Source organism: Leucobacter sp. M11 (genome assembly GCF_035726885.1).
GTDB lineage: Bacteria > Actinomycetota > Actinomycetes > Actinomycetales > Microbacteriaceae > JAPFRB01.
The window spans coordinates 769,862-773,637 of record NZ_JAPFRB010000002.1; the positions used below are offsets into that span (position 1 = coordinate 769,862).

Sequence of the window (3,776 nt, forward strand, 5' to 3'; positions counted from 1 at the left end):
ATCTTCTTCATGGGGGTTCCTTTCGGGGCACGCCGCGGGTTCGCGGCGCGTGCTGGTGTGGTTAGGAGCGGGAGTCGACCAGAATGCGGCGCATCTGGTTCACGCCGACCGTGAGCACGATCACGAGCGTGAGGAGGATGAGCAGGGCGCCGAGGGCGTTGATGCTCGGGGTAATGCCGGTTTTCAGGCTGGAGTAGATCTTGAGGGGCAGGGTCGTCGACCCGACGCCGCTCAGGAAAGTGGACATCACGATGTTGCTGAAGGAGGTCGTGAAGGAGAGCAACCAGGCGGCGATCACCGAGGGCCGCAGCAGCGGCAGGTACACCTTCGTGAAGGTCTGCCAGGGAGTGCAGCCGAGATCGGTCGCGGCCTCCGGCAGGCTCGGGTCGAGCATGGCCGCGGCGCTGATCACGACGAGCGTCGCCAGCGGCAGCGCCACGATGAGGTGCCCGAGCACCAGGGTGGGCACGCCGAGCGGGATCTTCGCGGAGCTGAACACGCTCAGCAGGGCGACGCCGAGCACGATCTCGGGGACGATGAGCGGCAGCGCGATCGCCGCGAGGTACAGGCCCTTGCCCCGTCCGCGGTAGCGGGCCGAGCCCAGCGCGAACATCACCGCGATGGCGGTGGCCACCGTCGCCGTGATGACGGCGACGATCGCGCTGGTGCGCAGGGTGCTCAGCAGCTGACCGTCCTGGAACAATTCCGCGTACCACTTGAGGCTGAGCCCCTCGAAGTTACTGGAGGATCCCGAGGCGTTGAAGGAGTAGACGATCACCGCGACGATCGGGATGTAGAGGAAGACGAACACCCCGCGGGCGATGCCGTTGACGAGCTTATCCATGGTCTAGGCCCCCTTCGGCTTGGGCTTGCGCAGGGCGAGGCCGATCAGCGCCATCGAGATAAACATGAGCACCAGGAGCACCATCGAGACGGCGGCGCCCATCGGCTGGTTCCGGAACTCGGTGTAGAGCGTGACGATCACATTGCCGATCAGCGGGTCCTTGCCGCCGCCGAGCAGCACGGGGATCACGAACACCCCCATGGTCGGGATGAAGGTCAGCAGCGCCGCCCCAAGAATGCCGGGCTTGGACAGCGGCAGGATGACCCGCCGGTGCACCCCCCACCAGGAGCAGCCGAGGTCGGTCGCTGCTTCTTTCAACGAGCCGTCGATCGAGCGCATGGAGGCATAGATCGGGAAGATCGCGGTGGGCAGGAAGGAGTAGAGCAAGCCGAGGAACACGGCCACGTTGCTCGGGATGAGCGAGAAGCCGCTGATGCCGAAGATGCCGAGCACCCCGGCAAGGGGACCGCCCGAGCCCAGGATGGTGATCCAGGCGAAGGTGCGCACGAGGAAGTCGGTCCAGAACGGGATGATCACGAGGAGGAGCAGGAAGCCCTGTTTCCCCTCGGGCCGGGACACGATGTAGTACGAGGTCAGGTAGCCGATGACGAGGCAGATCACCGTGTTCAGCAGGGCCAGGCCGATGCTGAACAGGAACGTCTTCGAGTAGACCGGGTCGAGCAGCTTCGCGTAGTTGTCCAGCGTGAAGCCGCCCGTGATTCCGCCGTAGTTGTCCGCGACCGCGAAACTGTTGCGGGCCACGATAAACAGGGGCGCCAGCGCCAGCAGGGCTACCGCGATCAGGCCGGGGAGCATCAGGCCGAAGGCTCCCCGAGGGGGCTTCTCCTTGCCCTTCAGATGTATTGCTCGTGTTACCGAGGTCACTGTGTGCACCTTCCTGACCACCGTCGTTGCTGTCATGGCAATTCTCACAGGACGGGGTGAACGGCTGCCTGGGGGCCGGCACCGGAATCCGTGGGATCTTGGCACAATTCTTCCCGAGTCCGCGGCGGGCGCGCGCGCCCGGGGCCCCTGGCGCGCCCGACGTGGCCAAAATCCGCGACGTGCGCCCCGGCCGCTGGCTCGGCACCACGAAATCGGCGAGAACGTTTTCCCCGGTCAAGCAGATTTTTCCTGGGGAAGCCCGGCGAAGAGCGCCCCGAAGGGGGCGCTGCCGCGCGTGTCTCGCCGGGCCGCTCCGGGTCCGGGCTCAGCCCGGCACCGGGGCGGCCCGATGCCGAGCGAGGCTGCGGGCGGCCTTGGCGGGCAGGTGTCCTGGTCTCCGAGCCTCGGGCCCGGGTGGCGTCTCCCCGGCTTACGCCGGCACGGCGAGGATCGCCTCGGCGGTTTGCCGGGCGATCTCCAGCTCCTCGTCCGTGGGTACCACGAGCACCGTCGTCCGGGAGATCTCGGTGCTGATGCGGCGAACGCCGCGGCTGTGCTCGCGGTTGCGCTCCGGGTCGATGTGGATGCCGAACCAGTCGAGTCCCGCGAGGACCTCCTCGCGCAGGGCGGGCACGTTCTCGCCGACGCCCGCGGTAAAGCAGATCACATCGGCGCCGCCGAGCTCGAGCAGGTAGGCGCCGAGGTAGTGCCGGAGCCGGTGCACGTAGACGTCGAGGGCGAGCCGAGCCCGGGTATCCCCCTCGGCCGCCGCCGCGCGCAGGTCCCGCATATCGGCGTGCCCGCCGAGCCCGAGCAGGCCAGAGCGCTGGTTCAGGAGGTGGTCGAGATCGTCCACGTCCATCCCGGCCTCGCGGTTCAGGTGGAAGAGCACGGAGGGGTCGAGATCGCCGGAGCGGGTGCCCATGACGAGGCCCTCCAGCGGGGTCAGTCCCATCGAGGTATCGACGGAGCGGCCGCGGTTGATCGCGCACATCGAGGCCCCGTTGCCGAGATGCAGCACGATCTGCTTGAGGGTGTCCGCGGGGCGGTCGAGGAACCAGGCGGCCTGCTCAGAGACGTACTGGTGCGAGGTGCCGTGGAAGCCGTAGCGGCGCACCCCGTGCGCCGCGGCAAGGTCCGCGTCGATCGCGTAGGTGTAGGCCTCCGGCGGCATCGTTTGGTGGAAGGCCGTGTCGAAGACCGCGACGTGGGGCACGTCGGGGAAGGTCTGCCGGGCCGCGACGATGGCCTGGTGGTGCGCGGGGTTGTGTAGCGGGGCGAGCGTGCTGAGCGCGAGAATCTCCGCGGCGACGGCGTCGTCGATCACGGTGGGCGCAAAGAAGCGGTCGCCGCCCTGCACGACACGGTGCCCGACCGCGAGCAGGGTGTACTCGCTCAGCGGGCGCCCGGCGTCCGCGAAGGCGGCGAGCATCCGCGCGAAGCCCTCGGTGTGATCGGCGATCGGCGCCTCGGTCTCGGTGCGCTGCCCGCCGGAGACGTGGACGACTCGGCCCACGGCCTCCCCGATCCGCTCGACCAGGCCGTTGGCCAGGCGCACCTCACTCTCTGGCTCGATCAGCTGATATTTAAAGGAGGAGGAACCGCTGTTGACGACAAGAATTACGCTCAAGATCCGCTTTCGTTGAGGGCTGCCTGGACCGCGGTAATCGCGACCGTGCTCAGGATGTCCTCGACCGTTGCGCCGCGGGACAGATCGTTGACGGGCTTGTTCAGCCCCTGGAGCACGGGCCCAACGGCCACGGCTCCGGCCGAGCGCTGCACGGCCTTGTAGGTGTTATTCCCGGTGTTCAAATCGGGGAAGATGAAGACGGTCGCGCGCCCCGCGACCTCGGAGTCCGGAAGCTTCGCCTGCGCGGTGGCGGGGTCGCTGGCCGCGTCGTATTGGATGGGCCCCTCGACGAGGAGCTCCGGGTGGTGCTCGCGCACCAGCTCGGTCGCGAGCCGCACCTTCTCGACCTCGGCGCCGCTGCCCGAGGACCCGGTGGAGTAGGACAGCATCGCGATCCGCGGGTCCACGCCGAACTGA

Annotated in this window: 4 protein-coding genes; all 4 read right to left on the bottom strand. The window is 68.1% G+C overall.

Annotated elements, in window-relative coordinates:
- Positions 1-61: 61 nt before the first annotated feature.
- Entirely contained in the window at positions 62-844 is a 783-nt protein-coding gene (locus tag OOT08_RS08095) for an ABC transporter permease (protein ID WP_325092094.1), read from the bottom strand.
- A gap of 3 nt (positions 845-847) precedes the next feature.
- The gene (locus OOT08_RS08100; protein WP_325092095.1) at positions 848-1,765 is read right to left on the bottom strand and encodes an ABC transporter permease; all 918 of its coding nucleotides are present in this window, start codon (positions 1,763-1,765) and stop codon (positions 848-850) included.
- A gap of 394 nt (positions 1,766-2,159) precedes the next feature.
- Positions 2,160-3,359 carry an acetate/propionate family kinase gene (locus OOT08_RS08105; RefSeq protein ID WP_325092096.1) on the bottom strand — a complete coding sequence of 400 codons (1,200 nt, stop codon included), beginning with the start codon at positions 3,357-3,359 and terminating at the stop codon, positions 2,160-2,162.
- On the bottom strand, positions 3,356-3,776 hold a 421-nt coding region (locus OOT08_RS08110), incomplete at its 5' end, for a phosphate acyltransferase (protein ID WP_325092097.1). The genes OOT08_RS08105 and OOT08_RS08110, both read right to left, overlap by 4 nt.

Bases quoted from the DNA above. Each gene is read 5' to 3' on its own strand.
- OOT08_RS08095 (WP_325092094.1), bottom strand. From the start codon at position 844: ATGGATAAGCTCGTCAACGGCATCGCCCGCGGGGTGTTCGTCTTCCTC.
- OOT08_RS08100 (WP_325092095.1), bottom strand. From the start codon at position 1,765: ATGACAGCAACGACGGTGGTCAGGAAGGTGCACACAGTGACCTCGGTA.